General features: G+C 68.8%; 21 protein-coding genes. 18 read left to right on the top strand and 3 right to left on the bottom strand.

Annotation, left to right across the window (positions count from 1 at the left end; all coding sequences use genetic code 11):
* Positions 1 to 3 precede the first annotated feature (3 nt).
* The 12 genes from MKL09_RS26300 (at position 4) to dprA (ending at position 10,646) form a co-directional block, all read left to right on the top strand.
* A complete protein-coding gene (locus MKL09_RS26300; protein ID WP_244024955.1) occupies positions 4 to 1,290 on the top strand; it encodes a cytochrome b in 1,287 nt (428 codons plus the stop codon).
* Positions 1,291 to 1,303: 13 nt separating this feature from the next.
* A complete protein-coding gene (locus tag MKL09_RS26295; RefSeq protein ID WP_244024979.1) occupies positions 1,304 to 2,212 on the top strand; it encodes a cytochrome c1 in 909 nt (302 codons plus the stop codon).
* A gap of 297 nt (positions 2,213 to 2,509) precedes the next feature.
* Positions 2,510 to 3,385, top strand: a complete 876-nt coding sequence (locus tag MKL09_RS26290) for an S-methyl-5'-thioadenosine phosphorylase (protein ID WP_244024954.1) — start codon at positions 2,510 to 2,512, stop codon at positions 3,383 to 3,385.
* 170 nt (positions 3,386 to 3,555) lie between these two features.
* Entirely contained in the window at positions 3,556 to 4,143 is a 588-nt protein-coding gene (gene hisB / locus MKL09_RS26285) for an imidazoleglycerol-phosphate dehydratase HisB (RefSeq protein ID WP_007564319.1), read from the top strand.
* Between the two features lie 76 nt (positions 4,144 to 4,219).
* Positions 4,220 to 4,705, top strand: coding sequence for a DUF2628 domain-containing protein (locus tag MKL09_RS26280; RefSeq protein ID WP_244024953.1), 486 nt, complete (start codon positions 4,220 to 4,222; stop codon positions 4,703 to 4,705).
* A gap of 22 nt (positions 4,706 to 4,727) precedes the next feature.
* Positions 4,728 to 5,387: an imidazole glycerol phosphate synthase subunit HisH gene (hisH, locus tag MKL09_RS26275; RefSeq protein WP_244024952.1), complete on the top strand. Its 660-nt coding sequence runs from the start codon at positions 4,728 to 4,730 to the stop codon at positions 5,385 to 5,387.
* Positions 5,388 to 5,424: 37 nt separating this feature from the next.
* Positions 5,425 to 6,168, top strand: coding sequence for a 1-(5-phosphoribosyl)-5-[(5-phosphoribosylamino)methylideneamino]imidazole-4-carboxamide isomerase (gene hisA, locus MKL09_RS26270; protein ID WP_244024951.1), 744 nt, complete (start codon positions 5,425 to 5,427; stop codon positions 6,166 to 6,168).
* Positions 6,169 to 6,208: 40 nt separating this feature from the next.
* Entirely contained in the window at positions 6,209 to 6,679 is a 471-nt protein-coding gene (locus MKL09_RS26265; protein ID WP_244024950.1) for a DUF29 domain-containing protein, read from the top strand.
* 18 nt (positions 6,680 to 6,697) lie between these two features.
* A complete protein-coding gene (hisF, locus tag MKL09_RS26260; protein WP_244024949.1) occupies positions 6,698 to 7,501 on the top strand; it encodes an imidazole glycerol phosphate synthase subunit HisF in 804 nt (267 codons plus the stop codon).
* On the top strand, positions 7,498 to 8,802 hold the full coding sequence (locus MKL09_RS26255) for a dihydroorotase (RefSeq protein ID WP_244024948.1): 1,305 nt from the start codon (positions 7,498 to 7,500) through the stop codon (positions 8,800 to 8,802). Before hisF ends, MKL09_RS26255 begins: the two co-directional genes overlap by 4 nt.
* Entirely contained in the window at positions 8,799 to 9,407 is a 609-nt protein-coding gene (gene plsY, locus MKL09_RS26250; RefSeq protein ID WP_244024947.1) for a glycerol-3-phosphate 1-O-acyltransferase PlsY, read from the top strand. Before MKL09_RS26255 ends, plsY begins: the two co-directional genes overlap by 4 nt.
* A gap of 36 nt (positions 9,408 to 9,443) precedes the next feature.
* Positions 9,444 to 10,646: a DNA-processing protein DprA gene (gene dprA, locus MKL09_RS26245; RefSeq protein WP_244024946.1), complete on the top strand. Its 1,203-nt coding sequence runs from the start codon at positions 9,444 to 9,446 to the stop codon at positions 10,644 to 10,646.
* Between the two features lie 119 nt (positions 10,647 to 10,765).
* On the opposite strand, the gene ruvX is transcribed toward dprA, so the two are convergent.
* Positions 10,766 to 11,278 carry a Holliday junction resolvase RuvX gene (gene ruvX / locus MKL09_RS26240; protein WP_244024945.1) on the bottom strand — a complete coding sequence of 171 codons (513 nt, stop codon included), beginning with the start codon at positions 11,276 to 11,278 and terminating at the stop codon, positions 10,766 to 10,768.
* Between the two features lie 9 nt (positions 11,279 to 11,287).
* On the bottom strand, positions 11,288 to 11,854 hold the full coding sequence (locus MKL09_RS26235) for an SMI1/KNR4 family protein (RefSeq protein ID WP_244024944.1): 567 nt from the start codon (positions 11,852 to 11,854) through the stop codon (positions 11,288 to 11,290).
* Positions 11,855 to 11,971: 117 nt separating this feature from the next.
* Here MKL09_RS26235 and MKL09_RS26230 point away from each other — a divergent pair, with 117 nt between their 5' ends.
* The 5 genes from MKL09_RS26230 to gatB all read left to right on the top strand — a co-directional run bounded on the left by MKL09_RS26230 (position 11,972) and on the right by gatB (position 16,116).
* Positions 11,972 to 12,166, top strand: coding sequence for a hypothetical protein (locus MKL09_RS26230; RefSeq protein WP_244024943.1), 195 nt, complete (start codon positions 11,972 to 11,974; stop codon positions 12,164 to 12,166).
* A gap of 137 nt (positions 12,167 to 12,303) precedes the next feature.
* Positions 12,304 to 12,591, top strand: coding sequence for an Asp-tRNA(Asn)/Glu-tRNA(Gln) amidotransferase subunit GatC (gene gatC, locus MKL09_RS26225; RefSeq protein WP_007564343.1), 288 nt, complete (start codon positions 12,304 to 12,306; stop codon positions 12,589 to 12,591).
* Between the two features lie 74 nt (positions 12,592 to 12,665).
* Positions 12,666 to 14,144, top strand: coding sequence for an Asp-tRNA(Asn)/Glu-tRNA(Gln) amidotransferase subunit GatA (gene gatA / locus MKL09_RS26220; protein WP_244024942.1), 1,479 nt, complete (start codon positions 12,666 to 12,668; stop codon positions 14,142 to 14,144).
* Positions 14,141 to 14,440, top strand: coding sequence for a hypothetical protein (locus MKL09_RS26215; RefSeq protein ID WP_244024941.1), 300 nt, complete (start codon positions 14,141 to 14,143; stop codon positions 14,438 to 14,440). The genes gatA and MKL09_RS26215 overlap by 4 nt, the downstream gene beginning before the upstream one ends.
* A gap of 203 nt (positions 14,441 to 14,643) precedes the next feature.
* Positions 14,644 to 16,116, top strand: a complete 1,473-nt coding sequence (gatB, locus tag MKL09_RS26210) for an Asp-tRNA(Asn)/Glu-tRNA(Gln) amidotransferase subunit GatB (protein ID WP_244024940.1) — start codon at positions 14,644 to 14,646, stop codon at positions 16,114 to 16,116.
* Positions 16,117 to 16,642: 526 nt separating this feature from the next.
* On the opposite strand, the gene MKL09_RS26205 is transcribed toward gatB, so the two are convergent.
* A complete protein-coding gene (locus MKL09_RS26205) occupies positions 16,643 to 17,128 on the bottom strand; it encodes a DUF3280 domain-containing protein (RefSeq protein WP_244024939.1) in 486 nt (161 codons plus the stop codon).
* 140 nt (positions 17,129 to 17,268) lie between these two features.
* On the opposite strand from MKL09_RS26205, the gene MKL09_RS26200 reads away from it, so the two are divergent.
* On the top strand, positions 17,269 to 17,901 hold the full coding sequence (locus tag MKL09_RS26200; RefSeq protein ID WP_244024938.1) for a LysE family translocator: 633 nt from the start codon (positions 17,269 to 17,271) through the stop codon (positions 17,899 to 17,901).
* Positions 17,902 to 17,936: the final 35 nt, after the last annotated feature.

Raw genomic sequence — 17,936 nt, 5'->3', positions numbered from 1 at the left:
GACATGAGCGGAACTGCCAGCACGTACGTCCCGAAGAGCCGCGTCGCCAAGTGGTTCGAGGCCCGGCTGCCGATCGCCGGCCTGGTGCACTCGTCCTTCATCGCCTACCCGGTCCCCCGAAACCTCAACTACTTCTGGACGTTCGGGGCGATCCTGGCGGCCTTCCTGGGGATCCAGATCGTCACCGGCGTCTGGCTGGCGATGCATTACGAGCCCTCGGCGACGGGCGCGTTCAATTCCGTCGAAAAGATCATGCGCGACGTGAATTACGGCTGGCTGCTGCGCTACGCGCACGCCAACGGCGCGTCGATGTTCTTTGTGGCGGTCTACGTCCACATGTTCCGGGCGCTGTATTACGGGTCGTACAAGGCCCCGCGCGAGGTGCTCTACATCCTCGGCGTGATCATCTACCTGCTGATGATGGCCACGGCGTTCCTCGGCTACACGCTGCCCTGGGGCCAGATGAGCTTCTGGGGCGCCACCGTCATCACCAACATCCTGGCGGCGATCCCGGTGGTCGGCGACACCATCCAGACCCTGCTCTGGGGCGGCTATTCGGTCGGCAACCCGACCGTGAACCGGTTCTTCTCGCTGCACTACCTGCTGCCCTGGATGATCGCCGGCGTCGTCGTGCTCCACGTCTGGGCGCTGCACGTCACCGGCCAGAACAACCCGGCCGGCATCCCGATCAAGTCGGGCAAGGACGCGGTGCCGTTCACGCCCTACGCCACCGTGAAGGACGTGTTCGCCACCTGCGTGTTCATGATCCTGTTCTCGTGGTTCCTGTTCTTCCAGCCGAACTACCTGGGTCACGCCGACAACTACATCGCGGCCAACCCGGCTGTAACGCCCGCGCATATCGTGCCGGAATGGTACTTCCTGCCGTTCTACGCGATCCTGCGCGCGGTCCCGAGCAAGCTCGGCGGCGTGATCCTGATGTTCTCGGCGGTGATCATCCTCGCGTTCGCACCCTGGCTCGATTGGTCCCGGGTGCGCTCCTGCAATTATCGGCCGATCTACCGCCAGTTCTTCTGGGTGTTCATCGGCGCGACCTTCCTGCTGGGCTGGCTCGGATCCCAGCCGCCGGAGGGGGGCTACGTGATCGCTTCGCAGATCTGCACCGCCTACTACTTCGCGCACTTCCTGCTCGTCATGCCGCTCTGCGGCCTGTTCGAGACGCCCAAGGCGCTCCCGGCCTCGATCCTGGAAAGCGTGACCGGGCCGGGCAAACAGGTGAGCGGCTCCGGCATGCCGGCGGGCGCCGCCGCCGCTCCGACCACGAAGGGCTGACGGCAGGACCATGATGATGCGTCGCGTCCTCTCGACCACCGCCGCCTTCGCTGTTGCGGCCCTGCTGACCGGGGCTGCTCCGGCCTCCGCTCAGGAAGGACATGGCGGCCCGATCCCGGGCCGCGTCGGCTGGAGCTTTGCCGGCACGTTCGGCCGGTTCGACACCGCGCAGCTCCAGCGCGGCTTCCAGGTCTACAAGGAGGTCTGCTCCGCCTGCCACTCGATGAAGCTGGTCGCCTTCCGCAACCTCGCTCAGGACGGCGGCCCGGATTTCTCCGCCGCGCAGGTCAAGGCTCTGGCCGCGACCTACCAGGTCAAGGACGGCCCGAACGATGCCGGCGAGATGTTCGAACGGCCCGGCCGGCCGGCCGACGCGTTCCCGCCGCCCTTCCCGAACGACCAGGCCGCAGCGGCTGCCAATGGCGGAAAGGCACCCCCGGATTTCTCGGTGATCGCCAAGGCGCGGACCTTCTCCCGCGGCTCCCTCTACTTCCTGACCGACTGGCTGCCGCTCATCGGCTATTCCGAGCAGGGGCCCGACTACATCCACGCCCTGATCAACGGCTACGAGGAGGCGCCGAAGGATTTTTCGGTGCCCGATGGCGGCCACTACAACAAGTACTATCCCGGCCACATCATCGCGATGCCGCCGCCGATCACGGACGGGCAGGTCACCTACGCCAAGAACGACGCCGGCCAGCCGGTGGTCCCCGAGACGGTGGACCAGTACGGCAAGGACGTCGCGGCCTTCCTGATGTGGACGGCCGAGCCGCACATGATGGACCGCAAGGCCCTGGGCTTCCGGGTGATCCTGTTCCTGATCATCCTATCCGGGCTGCTCTACTACGTGAAGAAGAAGGTCTGGGCCGATGTCGGCGGCGAGGTCCACGGCCTCCAGCCGGAGCTGCACAAGGCCTTCTGAGCCTGCATTGCATTGATCTCGACCATGGGCCTCCTTCGGGAGGCCCATCTTTTTTGGGCTGTGGCCCCGTGCTACCGCTCGGCGAACACAGACGTCGACCTCTCAGCGACACCGAGCCCACCTGCCCCCCTCATCCTGAGGTGCCCGCGCCAGCGGGCCTCGAAGGAGGCCTCCAGTGATCGTCATGGGTTCTGGAGGCTCCTTCGAGGCCTTCGCTTTGCTCTGGCACCTCAGGATGAGGTGGTGGATGGGACATGTGGCGCGTTAGCAGCGCCTGGAATCAGCAGGGAAACCGGCATGACGGCAGCGGTGCTCGGGGTGATGGGCGGGTCGGGCGTGTACGATCTGCCGGGGCTCGAGGACGTGCGCGAGGAACGCGTCGCCTCACCCTGGGGCGAGCCCTCGGATGCGCTGCGCATCGGGCGGATCGGCGCGACCAAGGTCGTGTTCCTGGCTCGCCACGGACGCGGCCACCGGCTGTCGCCGTCCGGCATCAACTACCGCGCCAATATCGACGCGCTGAAGCGGGCCGGCGTCACCGACCTCGTGGCGCTCTCCGCCTGCGGGTCGTTCCGCGAGGAGCTGCCCCCTGGGTTGTTCGTGCTGGTCGATCAGTTCGTCGACCGGACGCACGGGCGGGCCTCCTCGTTCTTCGGCGACGGCTGCGTCGCCCACGTCTCGCTCGCCCACCCGGTGGGACCGGGGCTGCAGGCGCGGATCGCCAATGCCGCGCAGGCGGAGGGCATCGCAGTTCATCGCGGCGGCACCTATGTCTGCATGGACGGGCCGCAATTCTCTTCGCTCGCCGAATCGCGGGCCTACAAGGCTCAGGGCTTCGACGTGATCGGCATGACCAACATGCCCGAAGCCAAGCTCGCCCGCGAGGCGGAGATCACCTACGCGACTATCGCGATGGTGACCGACTACGATTGCTGGCATCCCGGCCACGATGCCGTGGATGTCGCCGCGGTGATCGCGGTCGCCCGGACCAATGCCGACACGGCGGCCCGGCTGGTGGCGCGGCTCGCCCGCGACTTCCCGGCCGAGCGCGAGCCCTGCCCGGCGGGCTCGCACCGGGCGCTCGACGGCGCGATCATGACCGCGCCGACCGCCCGCGATCCGGCGCTGCTCGCCAAGCTCGACGCGGTGGCCGGGCGGGTGCTGCACCCGTAAGGCGCCGCCCTGCGCATCACGGGGCACCGCCCCGCACCCCGCCAAAGGGCTGCAGCCCTTTGGGAACCCATGTTTTCCCCTGTCCAGAGGACGATCCTTGCGATTGCCGAAGAACAGGCTCTAGAAGGCGCTCGCGGCCGCAGGCCGCCCCCGACGCAAAGTCCGAAAAAATGCGCAGCGCCTCCATCAGCCGGAAGACCGCCGAGACCGATATTGCGGTCAGCGTCGGCCTCGACGGGACCGGGCAGTCGAAGATCGCCACCGGCATCGGCTTCCTCGACCACATGCTGGACCTGTTCGCCCGGCACGGCCTGTTCGACCTGGAGGTCAAGGTCGACGGCGACCTGCATATCGATCAGCACCATTCCGCCGAGGATTGCGGCATCGCGCTGGGCCAAGCCTTCGCCAAGGCGCTGGGCGACAAGCGCGGGGTGACGCGCTACGCAGACATCCACCTGCCGATGGACGAGGCGCTGACCCGGGTCTGCGTCGACATTTCGGGTCGGCCGTTCCTGGTGTTCCGCACCACCTTCCGGGTCGAGAAGATCGGGCAGTTCGACACCGAGCTGGTGCGCGAGTGGTTCCAGGCCTTCGCGATGAATGCCGGGCTGACGCTCCACGTCGAGACCCTCTACGGCGACAACGCCCACCACATTGCCGAGAGTTGCTTCAAGGGGCTGGCCCGCGCCTTGCGGAAGGCGGTGGCGATCGATCCCCGCGAGGAGGGCCGCGTTCCCTCCACGAAGGGCTCCCTGTAAGACCATCGTTTCGTTGTCGAGTTTGCATCGCTCCGGACCCCAGGTTCAGGACGATGCCGAAGCCGAGGGTCCCGCGATGCGGATGCGCAGCTACACGCTCCACCTGCCCAAGGATGCGCGGCCGGGCGAGTCGATCGGACTCGACCGGGCCGTGCTCGTGCCGGACGGCTTCGCGTGGCCGGCCTTCGCATTCAGCGTGTTGTGGTTTCTGTTTCATCGCCTCTGGATCGCAGCGCTGATCGTGCTCGTGGGGCTGCTGGCGCTGGCCGGGATCGGCCATGCCCTCGGGTTGCCGCCGGGGATCGCCACGATCGTCACCCTGCTGGCCTCCTGGCTGATCGGCTTGGAAGCTTCGAGCCTGCGCCGCTGGACACTCGCCCGCCGGGGATGGCCGACCCGGGACACGGTGATCGCCGCCTCGCCCGAGGAGGCCGAGGCCCGCGCGATCGGGCGGTGGCTCGACGCCACCGCGGCGGCGCCCCGTGCGCCGTTCCCGGCCGGCCCGACCCGGCGCACCGAGCCGGTGATCGGCCTGTTCCCGGCCCAGGCAGTCGCCCGGTGACGCTTTTTCCATCGAGACGCGCATGAGCACCGAGACGGTCGCGATCATCGATTACGGGTCGGGCAACCTCCATTCCGCCGCCAAGGCGTTCGAGCGCGCTGCCCGGGAGAGCGGGCGCGACGCGCGCATCTGCCTGACCTCCGACCCGGCGGTGGTGGCCGCTGCCGACCGGGTCGTGCTGCCGGGCGTCGGTGCCTATGCCGATTGCCGGCGCGGGCTCGATTCCGTCCCCGGCATGGTCGAGGCGATGACCCAAGTCGCGCAGGGCGCCGGCCGGCCATTCCTCGGCATCTGCGTCGGCATGCAGCTCCTGGCGAGCCGCGGGCTCGAATACGAGACCACGCCGGGCCTCGGCTGGATCCCGGGCGACGTCACGCCGATCAAGCCGTCGGATCCGGCGCTCAAGATCCCCCATATGGGCTGGAATACCCTGCGGGTGGCCCGGGACCACGCGCTGCTCGCCGGCATTCTGACCGGGGAGGACGGCCTGCACGCCTATTTCGTGCACAGCTTCGCGCTCGCCGCGGAACAGCCGGACGACGTGGTGGCGCAGGCCGATTACGGTGGCCCGGTGACCGCGATGGTCGCCCGGGGCAACATCGCCGGCACGCAGTTCCACCCCGAGAAGAGCCAGCGCCTCGGCTTGGCGCTCATCGCGAACTTTTTGAACTGGCGCCCCTGACCGCGTCCCGGTTTCGGCGAGAAGGAAGACAGTACCCGTGATCCTGTACCCGGCGATCGACCTGAAGGAAGGACGCTGCGTCCGCCTCATCCAGGGGGACATGGCGCAGGCCAAGATCTTCGGCGACGATCCAGCCGCGCAGGCCGCGACCTTCGAGGACCAGGGTTTTCCCTGGCTCCACGTGGTCGATCTCGACGGCGCCTTCGCGGGCGCGCCGCGCAACGCCGCCGCGGTGGACGCGATCCTGGCCCGGGTCGGCATCCCGGTGCAGCTCGGCGGCGGCATCCGCGAGATGAAGACGCTGGAGGGCTGGCTCGCGAAGGGCGTCGCCCGGGTGATCATCGGCACCGCCGCCGTGCGTGACCCCGGCTTCGTCCGGGAGGCGGCGCGCAAGCATCCCGGCAAGATCGCGGTCGGCATCGACGCCAAGGACGGGCGGGTGGCCGTCGAGGGCTGGGCGCAGACCTCCAGCATGACCGCGGAGGAACTCGGCCGCCGGTTCGAGGACGCCGGCGTCGCCGCGATCATCTACACCGACATCGCCCGCGACGGGATCCTGAAGGGCCTCAACGTCGAGATGACCCTGGCGCTCGCTCAGGCCGTGCGCATCCCGGTGATCGCTTCGGGCGGCCTCGCCTCGATCGACGACGTGCACCGGCTGCTCCAGCCGGATTGCACCCTCATCGCCGGCGCCATCACCGGCCGGGCGCTCTACGACGGCCGCATCGACCCGCAGGCGGCGCTCGCCGCGATCGCGCAGGCGCGCGGCAAGGCGGCGTGATAGGCTTTTCGATCGGGGAATATCGATTCGGGAGGCTTCGATGACGACGTTGAAGACCCGGCCTGCCCCGGTCAGCACGGCTTACGAGAATGATTTTTACACCTGGACGCAGGAACAGGCTGCCCGTTTGCGCGGCGGTGATCTCTCCGGCCTCGACCGCGAGCATCTCGCCGAGGAGATCGAGAGCTTGGGCAAGAGCCAATTCGCCAGCCTCGTGAGCGCCCTTCGTGTGCTGCTGCTGCACATGCTCAAGGTCGATCATCAGCCTGCGAAACGCACCCGCAGCTGGGCGATCTCGATCGCGACGCATCGCATCCACGCGGTCGATGAGCTGGAGGAAAGCCCAGGTTTGAAGGCTCGCTTGGACGAGGCCATCAAGAAAGCCTATCGCCGCGCTCGCCTTGAGGCTGCAAAGGAGACCGGACTGCCGCTGATGCGCTTCCCAGAAGCCTGCCCCTACACGTATCAGGACATCATGGATCGGCCGTTCGCGATCGATCCCGAATCCTGATCGGACCGCCGAGGGCTCGTGCTCAAAACCCGCATCATCCCCTGCCTCGACGTAAAGGACGGCCGCGTCGTGAAGGGCGTCCGGTTCGAGGGGCTGCGCGATGCCGGCGATCCGGTGGAGGCGGCCAAGGTCTACGATGCGGCCGGGGCCGACGAGCTTTGCTTCCTCGACATCACCGCGAGCCGCGAGGCCCGGGGCACCCTGCTCGACATCGTCAGCCGCACCGCCGAGGCCTGCTTCATGCCGCTCACCGTGGGCGGCGGCGTCCGCACCGTCGAGGATGTCCGCGCCCTGCTGCTGGCCGGTGCCGACAAGGTCGCGATCAACACCGCGGCCGTGAAGGACCCGGACCTCGTCGCAAGGGCGGCACAAAAGTTCGGCGCGCAGTGCATCGTGGTGGCGATCGACGCCAAACGGGTCTCCGGCGCCGGCGAGCCGGCCCGCTGGGAAATCTTCACTCATGGCGGCCGTGACCCGACCGGAATCGACGCGGTCGCCTTCGCCCGCCTGGTGGCCGAAAAGGGCGCGGGCGAGCTGCTGGTCACCTCCATGGACAAGGACGGCACACGATCTGGCTACGACTTGGCGCTGACGCGGGCGATCAGCGACGCCGTGAGCGTGCCGGTGATCGCCTCGGGCGGGGTCGGCGGCCTCGACGACCTCGTGGCCGGCGTAGCCCAGGGCGGCGCCAGCGCGGTCCTGGCGGCCTCGATCTTCCATTTCGGGCAGGCGACCATCGCCGAGGCCAAGGCCCATATGGCAGCTTCCGGCCTGGCCATGCGTCTCGACGGCCCGACCTCATCCGCGAGGACGCCCCTGTGAGCAGCACCCTTCTGACCAATGCGACCCTCCTCGACCCGGCGACGGGCCGTGCGACGCGCGGCGCCGTGCTGGTGCGCGACGGCCGCATCGCCGACATCGCCGAGGGCGCGGCGCCCGGTGCTCCGGCGGAAGCGGCGCGGATCGATTGCCGCGGCCGGGTCCTGACCCCGGGGCTGATCGACATGCGCGCCTTTGTGGGCGAGCCCGGCGCCGAGCATCGCGAGAGCCTGGCCTCGGCCAGCGCCGCAGCGGCGGCGGGCGGTGTGACCACGCTGGTCTGCATGCCCGACACCAACCCGGTGATCGACGGTCCGGCGATCGTGGATTTCGTGCTTCGCCGTGCCCGGGATACGGCCTGCGTCCATGTCCTGCCCGCCGCCGCGATCACCAAGGGTCTGGCCGGCAAGGAAATGACCGAGTTCGGCCTGCTCAAGGAGGCCGGCGCGGTGGCGTTCACCGATGGGCTGCACGCGGTGGGCAACGCCCAGGTGATGCGCCGCGCCCTGACCTACGCCCGGGATTTCGACGCCCTGCTCATGCAGCATGTCGAGGATGCCGACCTCGTCGCCGAGGGCGTGATGAACGAGGGCGAGCTCGCCTCGCGCCTCGGGCTGATGGGCATCCCCCGCGAGGCCGAGACCGTGATGCTGGAGCGCGACATCCGCCTCGTCCGGCTGACCGGCGCCCGCTACCACGCCGCGATGATCTCGTGCGCCGATTCGGTCGAGATCGTGCGCCGGGCCAAGCAGGACGGGTTGCCGGTGACCTGCGGCGTCTCGGTCAACAACCTCGTGCTGAACGAGAACGACATCGGCCATTACCGCACCTTCTGCCGGCTCTCGCCGCCGCTCCGCGACGAGGCAGACCGGCACGCCATCGTGCGGGCCCTGGACGAGGGCGTGATCGACGTGGTCGTCTCCGACCACAATCCGCAGGATGTCGAGACCAAGCGCCTGCCCTTCGCGGAAGCCGCAGACGGCGCGCTCGGGATCGAGACCCTGCTCGGCGCGTCCCTGCGCCTGGTCCATACCGGCGACCTGGCGCTCAACAAGCTGATCGCGGCGCTGACCGTGAACCCGGCCCGGATCCTCGGGCGCGAGGCTGGCCGCCTGGCGATCGGCGCGCCGGCCGACCTCGTGCTGATCGACCCCGATCTTCCCTACGTGCTCGACAAGCGCCGGCTGAAATCCCGCTCGAAGAACTCGCCGTTCGACGAGGCGCGCCTCCAGGGCGCCGCGGTGTTGACGCTGGTCGACGGCCGGATCGTGCACGCCATCGACGATCTCGCGGCGGCGGCATGACCCCGTCCGATCTTGCGACGCCGGCCGCGCTCGGGGGCTTGGCCCTCGGCTACGCCCTCGGCTCGATCCCGTTCGGTCTGATCTTCACGCGCTTGGCCGGACTCGGCGACGTGCGGGCGATCGGGTCGGGCAATATCGGCGCGACCAACGTGCTGCGCACCGGCCGCAAGGGTCTCGCCGCCGCGACCCTGCTGGGCGACGCCCTGAAGGGGACGGCAGCCGTGCTGATCGCCCGGCAGTTCCTCGGCGAGGGCCCGGCGCTGGCCGCCGGCCTCGGCGCCTTCCTCGGCCACCTCTTCCCGGTCTGGCTCGGCTTCAAGGGCGGCAAGGGGGTGGCGACGTTCATCGGCGTGCTGCTCGCCTTCAGCCCGCCGGCTCTGGCGGCCTTCGCAGCGATCTGGCTCGGGTTGGCCTTTGCGCTGAAATATTCCTCGCTCGCCGCCCTGGCGGCCTCGGCGGCGACGCCACTGGTACTGTGGGCGCTCGGTATGCCGGCGCAAGCTGTGCTGTTCCTGCTGCTCGGCCTGCTGTTATGGTGGAAGCACGCTCCCAACATCCGGCGACTCGCAGCCGGCACCGAGGGGCGTATCGGCCAGAAGGGTTGAGGCTTCACGCCCGATGGCGCGACGCTGGGGGGCGTCATGCAGCTCACCGATGCGCAACGCCTCGACTGGCTACGATTGATCCGGACCGAGGGTATCGGTCCGCGCAGCTTCCGTACCCTGATCAACCGCTTCGGCGGCGCGGGCGCGGCCCTCGACGCGTTGCCGGACCTGACACGGCGCCAAGGCCGTCGCATCGAGCCGCCGAGTCGGGAACAGGCCGAGGACGAGGTCGCGGCGCTGCATCGCCTCGGCGGCAGGCTGCTCGCCACCGGCGAGGCGGATTATCCGCGCCTGCTCCAGCTCACCGACGCGGCGCCGCCGCTCATCGCCCTGCGCGGCGATTCGCGAATCCTCAATCGCCCGGCGGTCGCATTGGTCGGCTCCCGCAGCGCCTCGACCGCGGGGCTCGCCTTCACCGAGCGGTTGGCCCGGGGCCTCGGCGAAGCCGGCCTCGCCGTGGTCTCGGGCCTCGCCCGGGGAATCGACGCCCGCGCCCACAAGGCCAGCCTGCAGACCGGCACCGTCGCGGTGATGGCCGGCGGGCAGGACCGGATCTACCCGGCCAGCCACGCCGCCCTGGTCGACGCGATCCTGGGGGAGGGCGGGGCGGTGCTGGCCGAGATGCCGATGGGATGGGAGGCCCGCGGCCGCGACTTCCCCCGGCGCAACCGGATCATCTCGGGCCTATCCTACGGCACGATCGTGGTGGAGGCGGCGCGCCGCTCCGGTTCGCTGATCACGGCGCGCTACGCCCTGGAGCAGAACCGCGAAGTGTTCGCCGTTCCGGGCTCGCCCCTGGACCCGCGGGCGGAAGGCACCAACGACCTGATCCGCCAGGGGGCGACGTTGGTGGCCGAGTTGAGCCACGTGCTCGATGTGATCGGTCCGATCATCGAGGGCGGTCCGGATCCCGACATTGCGCCCGCGCGGGCGCGGGCCGATCTGGCCGAGCAGGCGGATTTCTGGGACGAGATCGACCTGGACGGGCGCGCGATCCTGCTCGATGGCTCCACCGGCTCGGATCTCCACGCCGATTCGCCATCCTTTGAACCGGACGAACCCACCGACGAACGCCAGAAGATCATTGCCCTGCTCGGGCCGAGCCCGGTCGACACCGACGAACTCGCCCGGAGTGCCGGGGTCGGCGTCCGGGTGGTGCAGACCGTGCTGCTGGAACTGGAACTCGACGGCCGGATCGAGCGGCACGGCAGCGGCGCGGTCTCGCTCCTGAGCCGCTGATCCGACGGGCGACACCGGGTCTTATCGTGGAGCCGGTCACCGCGGTATCGGCCGAAGACGGAGGTCGCCGACTCCGCTTGGGAGCGGGTCGGCATCGAGCCCGAGAGAGCGATCGCGACTCAGCCATGTATCGGCCATCGATCGCCGACTGGATCCGCTTCGGAATCGGCGAGTTTGCGCATCACGTCGAGGCAGCCCTGAAGGATGTAGGCGGCGGCGAGCTTGTCCACGAGCTGGCCGCGCCGGGCCCGGGAGGCATCCGCCTCGATCAGCGCCCGGGTCACCACGGCGGTGGACAAGCGCTCGTCGAAGAAGACGTGCGGGATGTCGAGAATCGGCTTGAGGTTGCGCACGAACGCACGGGTCGATTGCACCCGCGGCCCCTCGCTCCCATCCATGTTCAGGGGCAGGCCGATCACTAGGCCGCCCACCGCGTGCTGCCGGCACAAAGCGGCGAGGCGCTGCGCGTCGGGGGTGAACTTGACCCGCCGGATGGTCTCGAGGGGGCTCGCGATCTGGCGCCCGAGATCCGACAGGGCGAGCCCGATCGTCTTGGTGCCGAGATCGACCCCGATCAGGCGCGCGCCACCACGCGATGCGGCCGCGAAGGTGCGGATCTCGTCGAAGTTCATGGCTTGGCCCTACGCCAGCCCGGCGCCCCGCGCCAGCGTGGCTTCCGAGATCCCCTCGAACCGCGCCGGAAGCGGCGCCGCGCCGGGTCCCAGGACCAGGGCGGCGGCGGGGCTCGTCACCCGGGTGAAGAAATCGACCAGGCTCTCGCCACCGAAGCGGACCGTCTCCAGGTCGGGCGCGAGCAGCCAGATATCGTATTCCCCTGTCGCCCCGGCGACATCCCAGAACAGGAAGCTGCCATCCTCGCCTGCGCCGAAGAAGCAGGCCCGCTCGATCACGGCCGGGTCGCCGTCCTCGACATCGAAGCGATGCGGCTCGCCGCCATCCTCCAGCATCGCCACGGCGTTGCCGACGCTGACGGCGATCACCCCGGCCTGGGTGGCGAGATCGCAGGCCTCGAACGGCGCCGGCACGGCGATCCGGAACTGCTCGCCCGCCAGGCCGATGCCGCAGGTCTCGCAGAAGCTGCGGTAGGAAGCGGGCAGGGGGAAGCCCAGCTCCGCCGCGGCGCGGTCCAGGTCGGCCGGTTGCGCCAGAAAACCCGCCGACAGGCTCGTGAACACCGGCTCCCACATCACACCCACTCCACCGTCCACAGCGTTAACGCTCTCCACAGATCGACCCGGATGCACCCGGAGCCGTTCACGAATAGGTAGGTTAAGACTTCGTTAATCCACGTTCCGGGTATCGCCATGTCGCCGATCGGCCAACCCAGTGCTCCGACCCCGCCGCGCCGCAAGCAGACCATGACCCGCAAGCAGTGCTGGATACTGCTCCTGGCCTTCGAGGTTCTGGTCTTCGGCGTCTCGCAATCGGTCTTCAGGCCCGTCCGGCAGGCCGGCATCACCATCGAGATGTCGGTGACGCCAAACCACGTCGTGACCTGATCCCGCCCGGACTGGCCCGATCTCTTCCCACAGCACGGCCGAGCGGACCACCGCCCGCGTTGCGGCGCGTCGAAGCGCAGTGCTATAGCCCGGCCCGGCGCCGGGGAAGCCTCCCGGGCAGGGACGAACGGGACGGCATGTCGGTCGACGAGAAGACGGTTCGGCGCATCGCGCATCTGGCGCGGATCGCGGTCACCGACGACGAGGTCGGTCCGCTGCAGGGTGAGCTGAACGCCATCCTGGCCTTCGTCGAGCAGCTCGGCGCGGTGGACGTGTCCGGCGTCGAGCCGATGACCTCGGTCACCCCGATGGCGATGAAGAAGCGCGAGGACGTGGTCACCGAGGGCGGCCGCGCCGCCGACGTGGTCGCCAACGCCCCCGAGACCGAAGACAACTACTTCCTGGTTCCGAAGGTGGTCGAGTAGGCCGCTTCCGGCCTTCGGCGAAGCATGAATTCTGGCGGCATGCGTGCGGCGGCGCGCGCGAGGACGTGAACAGCGTGGATCCGAACGAACTCACCCTGGCCGAGGCGCGCGACGCCCTCAAGGCGAAGCGGATCTCGGCCCGCGAGCTGACCCAGGCGCATCTCGACGCGATGGCCAAGGCCCGCGTGCTGAACGCCTTCATCCGCGAGACGCCCGACCACGCCCTCAAGATGGCGGAGGAGGCGGACCAGAAGATCGCCGCCGGCGAGGCCCGCCCGCTGGAAGGCATCCCGCTCGGGATCAAGGACCTGTTCTGCACCGACGGCGTCACCACCACCGCCGGCTCCAAGATCCTCGAGACCTTCGTGCCGCACTACGAATCCGCGGTCTCGGCCAATCTCTGGCGCGACGGCGCGGTGATGCTCGGCAAGCTGAACCTCGACGAGTTCGCCATGGGCTCGTCCAACGAGACCAGCGCCTACGGCAACGTCGTCTCGCCCTGGCGGCGCAAGGGCTCCGATGCCAAGCTCGTGCCGGGCGGCTCGTCCGGCGGCTCGGCCGCGGCGGTCGCGGCGCGGCTGTGCCTGGGCGCAACCGCCACCGATACCGGCGGCTCGATCCGCCAGCCGGCCGCCTTCACCGGCACCGTGGGGATCAAGCCGACCTACGGCCGCTGCTCGCGCTGGGGCACGGTGGCCTTCGCCTCCTCCCTCGACCAGGCCGGCCCGATCGCCCGGACGGTGCGCGATTGCGCGATTCTTTTGGGATCGATGGCCGGCCCGGATGCCCGGGACACGACCTGCGTCGATCTCGCGGTCCCGGATTTCGAAGCCGCGGTCGGCCGCGGCGTGAAGGGCCTGACCATCGGCATCCCGAAGGAATACCGGGTCGACGGCATGCCGGCCGAGATCCAGAAGCTCTGGGACGACGGCGCCGCTTGGCTGAAGGATGCCGGCGCGACGATCAAGGAAATCTCGCTGCCGCATACCTCCTCGGCGCTGCCGGCCTACTACATCGTCGCCCCGGCCGAGGCGTCCTCGAACCTCGCCCGCTACGACGGCGTCCGCTACGGCCTGCGCGTGCCCGGCAAGGACATCGCCGGGATGTACGAGAACACCCGCGCCGCCGGCTTCGGCCGCGAGGTCAAGCGCCGGATCATGATCGGCACCTACGTGCTCTCGGCGGGCTACTACGACGCCTATTACGTGCGCGCCCAAAAAATCCGCACGCTGATCAAGCGCGACTTCGAGCAGGCCTATGCGGCCGGCGTCGACGCGATCCTGACCCCGGCGACGCCGTCCTCGGCCTTCGGCATCGGCGAGAAGGCCTCGGCCGACCCGGTGGAGATGTATCTCAACGACGTGTTCACCGTGACGGTGAACATGGCCGGGCTGCCCGGCATCGCGGTCCCAGCCGGCATCGACGGCCAGGGCCTGCCGCTCGGCCTCCAGCTGATCGGCCGGCCGTTCGACGAGGAGACGCTGTTCGCGGTCGCCCAGGTGATCGAGGAGGCTGCAGGCCGGACGGTGCTGCCCGAGCCCTGGTGGGCATGACGGTCCCGTTTTACCCTTGGACGGTCTGGATCTGGGCCGCGTTCGATCCGGCACTGATCGTGGTGGCGGTCTATCTCGGCTGGACCGCCAGCCAGTTCGGCAAGGTGTTCATCGCGGCAATCGCGGCGCTCGGCTTCTCGGTGCTGTTCTCCTGGGCGGTGAGCGCGGCCGGGATCCCCTGGCCGGCGCCGATCACCCATGACGGCCCGACCTTTTTCCCGGTCCGGGCCATCGCCGCCCTGCTCTGGGCGATGATCGGCTACGGCGCCCGGCGGGTGATCGCCCGGCGCGCTTGATTCTTGTGCGGGGCGGCCCGTAAGTGATGGACGACACCTGCTCCTACTCGCGCCCTCATCCTGAGGTGCCCGCGCGAGCAGGCCTCGAAGGAGCCTCCAGCGGCCGCGCGATCCCTGGAGCCCTCCTGCGAGGCCGCTTCGCGGCACCTCAGGATGAGGGTGGGGATGGAGGCCCCTGACAAGCCTTTCCGGCCCGGACGACCATGAACGCACCTGTCGATCCCAAAAAACTGATCAAGGGCGGCCTGCACGACTGGGAGGTCGTCGTCGGCATGGAGGTCCATGCCCAGGTCTCCAGCCGCGCCAAGCTGTTCTCCGGCGCCTCGACCGAGTTCGGGGCTGAGCCGAACGACCACGTCTCGCTGGTCGACGCCGCGATGCCCGGCATGCTGCCGGTGATCAACGCCGAATGCATCGCCCAGGCGGTGCGCACCGGGCTCGGCCTGAAGGCCCAGATCAACCGGCGCTCGGTGTTCGACCGGAAGAACTATTTCTATCCCGACCTGCCGCAGGGCTACCAGATCTCGCAGTACAAGGACCCGATCGTCGGCGAGGGCGAAGTGCTGGTCGATATGCTCGACGGCACGTCGATCACGGTCGGCATCGAGCGCCTGCACCTGGAGCAGGATGCCGGCAAGTCGCTGCACGACCAGGATCCGCTGCGCAGCTTCGTCGACCTCAACCGCTCGGGCGTGGCGCTGATGGAGATCGTCTCCCGGCCGGACCTGCGCTCGTCGGAGGAGGCCAAGGCCTACGTGACCAAGCTGCGCACGATCCTGCGCTATCTCGGCACCTGCGACGGCGACATGGAGAAGGGCTCGTTGCGCGCCGATGTCAACGTCTCGGTGCGCCGCCCCGGCGAGCCGCTCGGCACGCGCTGCGAGATCAAGAACGTCAACTCGATCCGCTTCATCGGCCAGGCGATCGAGACCGAGGCGCGCCGCCAGATCGCGATCCTGGAGGATGGCGGCACGATCGACCAGGAGACGCGCCTGTTCGATCCGGGCAAGGGCGAGACCCGCTCGATGCGCTCGAAGGAAGAGGCGCACGATTACCGCTACTTCCCCGATCCCGACCTGCTGCCGCTCGAATTCGACCAGGCCTATGTCGATGCCCTGGCGGCCGGCCTTCCGGAGCTGCCGGACGCCAAGAAGGCGCGGTTCGTCAAGGATTACGGCCTTTCGCCCTACGATGCCGGCGTGCTCGTGGCCGAGCGCGCTTCGGCCGATTACTACGAGGCGGTCGCCAAGGGCCGCGACGGCAAGGCCGCCGCCAACTGGGTGATCAACGAGCTGTTCGGCCGCCTCAACAAGGAGGGCCTCGCCATCGACGCGACGCCGGTCTCGGCCGACCAGCTCGGCGCGATCGTCGACCTGATCGGCGAGGGCGTGATCTCCGGCAAGATCGCCAAGGACCTGTTCGAGATCGTCTGGACCGAGGGCGGCGACCCACGCGCCGTGGTCGAGAGCCGCGGCATGAAGCAGGTGACCGACACCGGCGCCATCGAGGCCGCCATCGACCAGATCATCGCGGCCAACCCCGACAAGGTCGCCCAGGCCAAGGAGAAGCCGACCCTGCTCGGCTGGTTCGTCGGCCAGACCATGAAGGCGACCGGCGGCAAGGCGAACCCGGCGGCGGTCAACGCGCTGCTCAAGGACAAGCTCGGGATCGCCTGAGCCGCGTTTGGATCACGGCACGATGAGATCCCGCCGCGGCCATGCCGGGCGGGCGGTGGCAGATCGGGTCCTGAAGAAGAAACCGCGGCGGAAGCGGCGCTAAGTGGGGCCTTTCGCGCATTCGAAGACGGGCCATCACTTGGCCGCTTCTGCGCCCCTGGGGCCGCTCCCGTCCGGTTGTTCGTTTGCTGCCGCTGGATCCCGGGCCGAACCTGTCCCAAAAATCGTCTAGGCGGCGTCACGCTGCGGTGGAGTCATGCCTGTCTCCTCCAGCTTCGGGGGACCGATCAAGACCAGCACATCCCTGATGTGCGTGGCGCTAATCTGATCTGTGTCCGCTGTTGCTGAACACATCTGAAGACTGCGCCGGGTTCGGATGTGCGTCAACACGGAAATTCCGGCCACGCTCGCTTTTCTCTGATCTCGCCCAGCAGCGCCGCAGCGCGGCATCAGTGGATCAACGACTTACAAGACCGAGTACGGCACTACAAAAGTTTACGTCGTGTCCGTCCGGATCGCCCGCGCTCTACTTGCCGCCGCCCATGTTGTTCTCGACCAGAAACCGTATCCCGCGCTCGAAGGACTCGTCCGTGTCTCCGCGCACGTCGACGCTGTAGGCCTTCTCCGGGACGTTGCCGGAGAGCTGCTTGACGTAGACGTTGAGGTTCAGGATCAGGTTGGACACCTTCTGGACCTCACCGGTGATCGCCACGTCGGCGCCGAGCTTGCGGGCGAAGGTGTCGGCGCAGCCGTTGCAGCGGCGTAGGTCCGCGCTCTTGGCGACCTCGTCCTTGACCGGATCGGTCGGCACGATCACGAACAGACCCTTCTTCTGGAGAAGGTCGCGCAACTGGGCGCTGGTGCGATCGAGCCGCGCCCGGTCGGCGTCGTCGCCCGGCACCGGCGAGAGGTTGGAGAACTGGAAGTCGAACACCGCGGCCTTCTCGGGGGCGGCCAGGGCCGGGCCGGCCGCGACCGATAGGGCGGCCACGCAGAATGCGGTCCGGAGCATGGGCGTCTCCTCGGCGGCGCGCGTCTCGGCGCCATGCAGGGCCAACGCGCCAGATTTGCGTTCGCGCCTGCGATCGGGCGGCACGATGCGGTATCGTTCCTCTCGCACCGAGTCGCCGGATGTTGGGGAAGCCAGGACAGATGCCCGACGCACACAACCTGCTCGCCTTCGCGGCCGTTGCCGTCGGGATGGTCCTGACCCCGGGGCCGAACATGGCCTACGTGATCTCGCGTTCGATCTGCCAGGGCAGGGCCGCCGGATTCATATCCCTCGGCGGCGTCGCGCTCGGCTTCGTCGTCTACATGCTGTGTGCGGCGTTCGGTATTACGGCCCTGCTCCTGGCAGTGCCCTATGCCTACGATGCCGTTCGCGTCGTGGGCGCGCTCTATCTGCTGTGGCTCGCCGTGCAAGCCGTCCGGCCGGGGGGTCGCTCGCCGATCCAAGTCAAGAATTTGCCGCCGAGCAGCTCGACCAGACTGTTCGCCATGGGATTGTTGACCAACCTGCTCAATCCCAAGATCGCGATCATGTATCTCTCGCTGCTGCCACAATTCATCGATCCGGCGAACGGCAGCGTCCTGAGCCAGGCTCTCGTGCTCGGCACGACGCAGATCGTCATCAGCTTGATGATCAACGCGATCTTCATCGTGTCCGCGAGTTCGATCGCCAGGCTCTTCACGTATCGTCGGTCGTTCGCCGCCGTGCAGCGCTGGGTGATGGGAACGGTGTTCGCCGCGCTCGCCGTCAGGATGGCGACCGAGTCGCAGCGCTGACACAGGAGCGGCGGCTCGCGGCAGAGGAGGGCGGC

Source organism: Methylobacterium sp. J-048 (assembly GCF_022829515.1).
Classification (GTDB): Bacteria; Pseudomonadota; Alphaproteobacteria; order Rhizobiales; family Beijerinckiaceae; genus Methylobacterium.
Note: the sequence above shows the minus strand (reverse complement) of the source record. Positions and strands in the feature narration are given on the sequence as shown.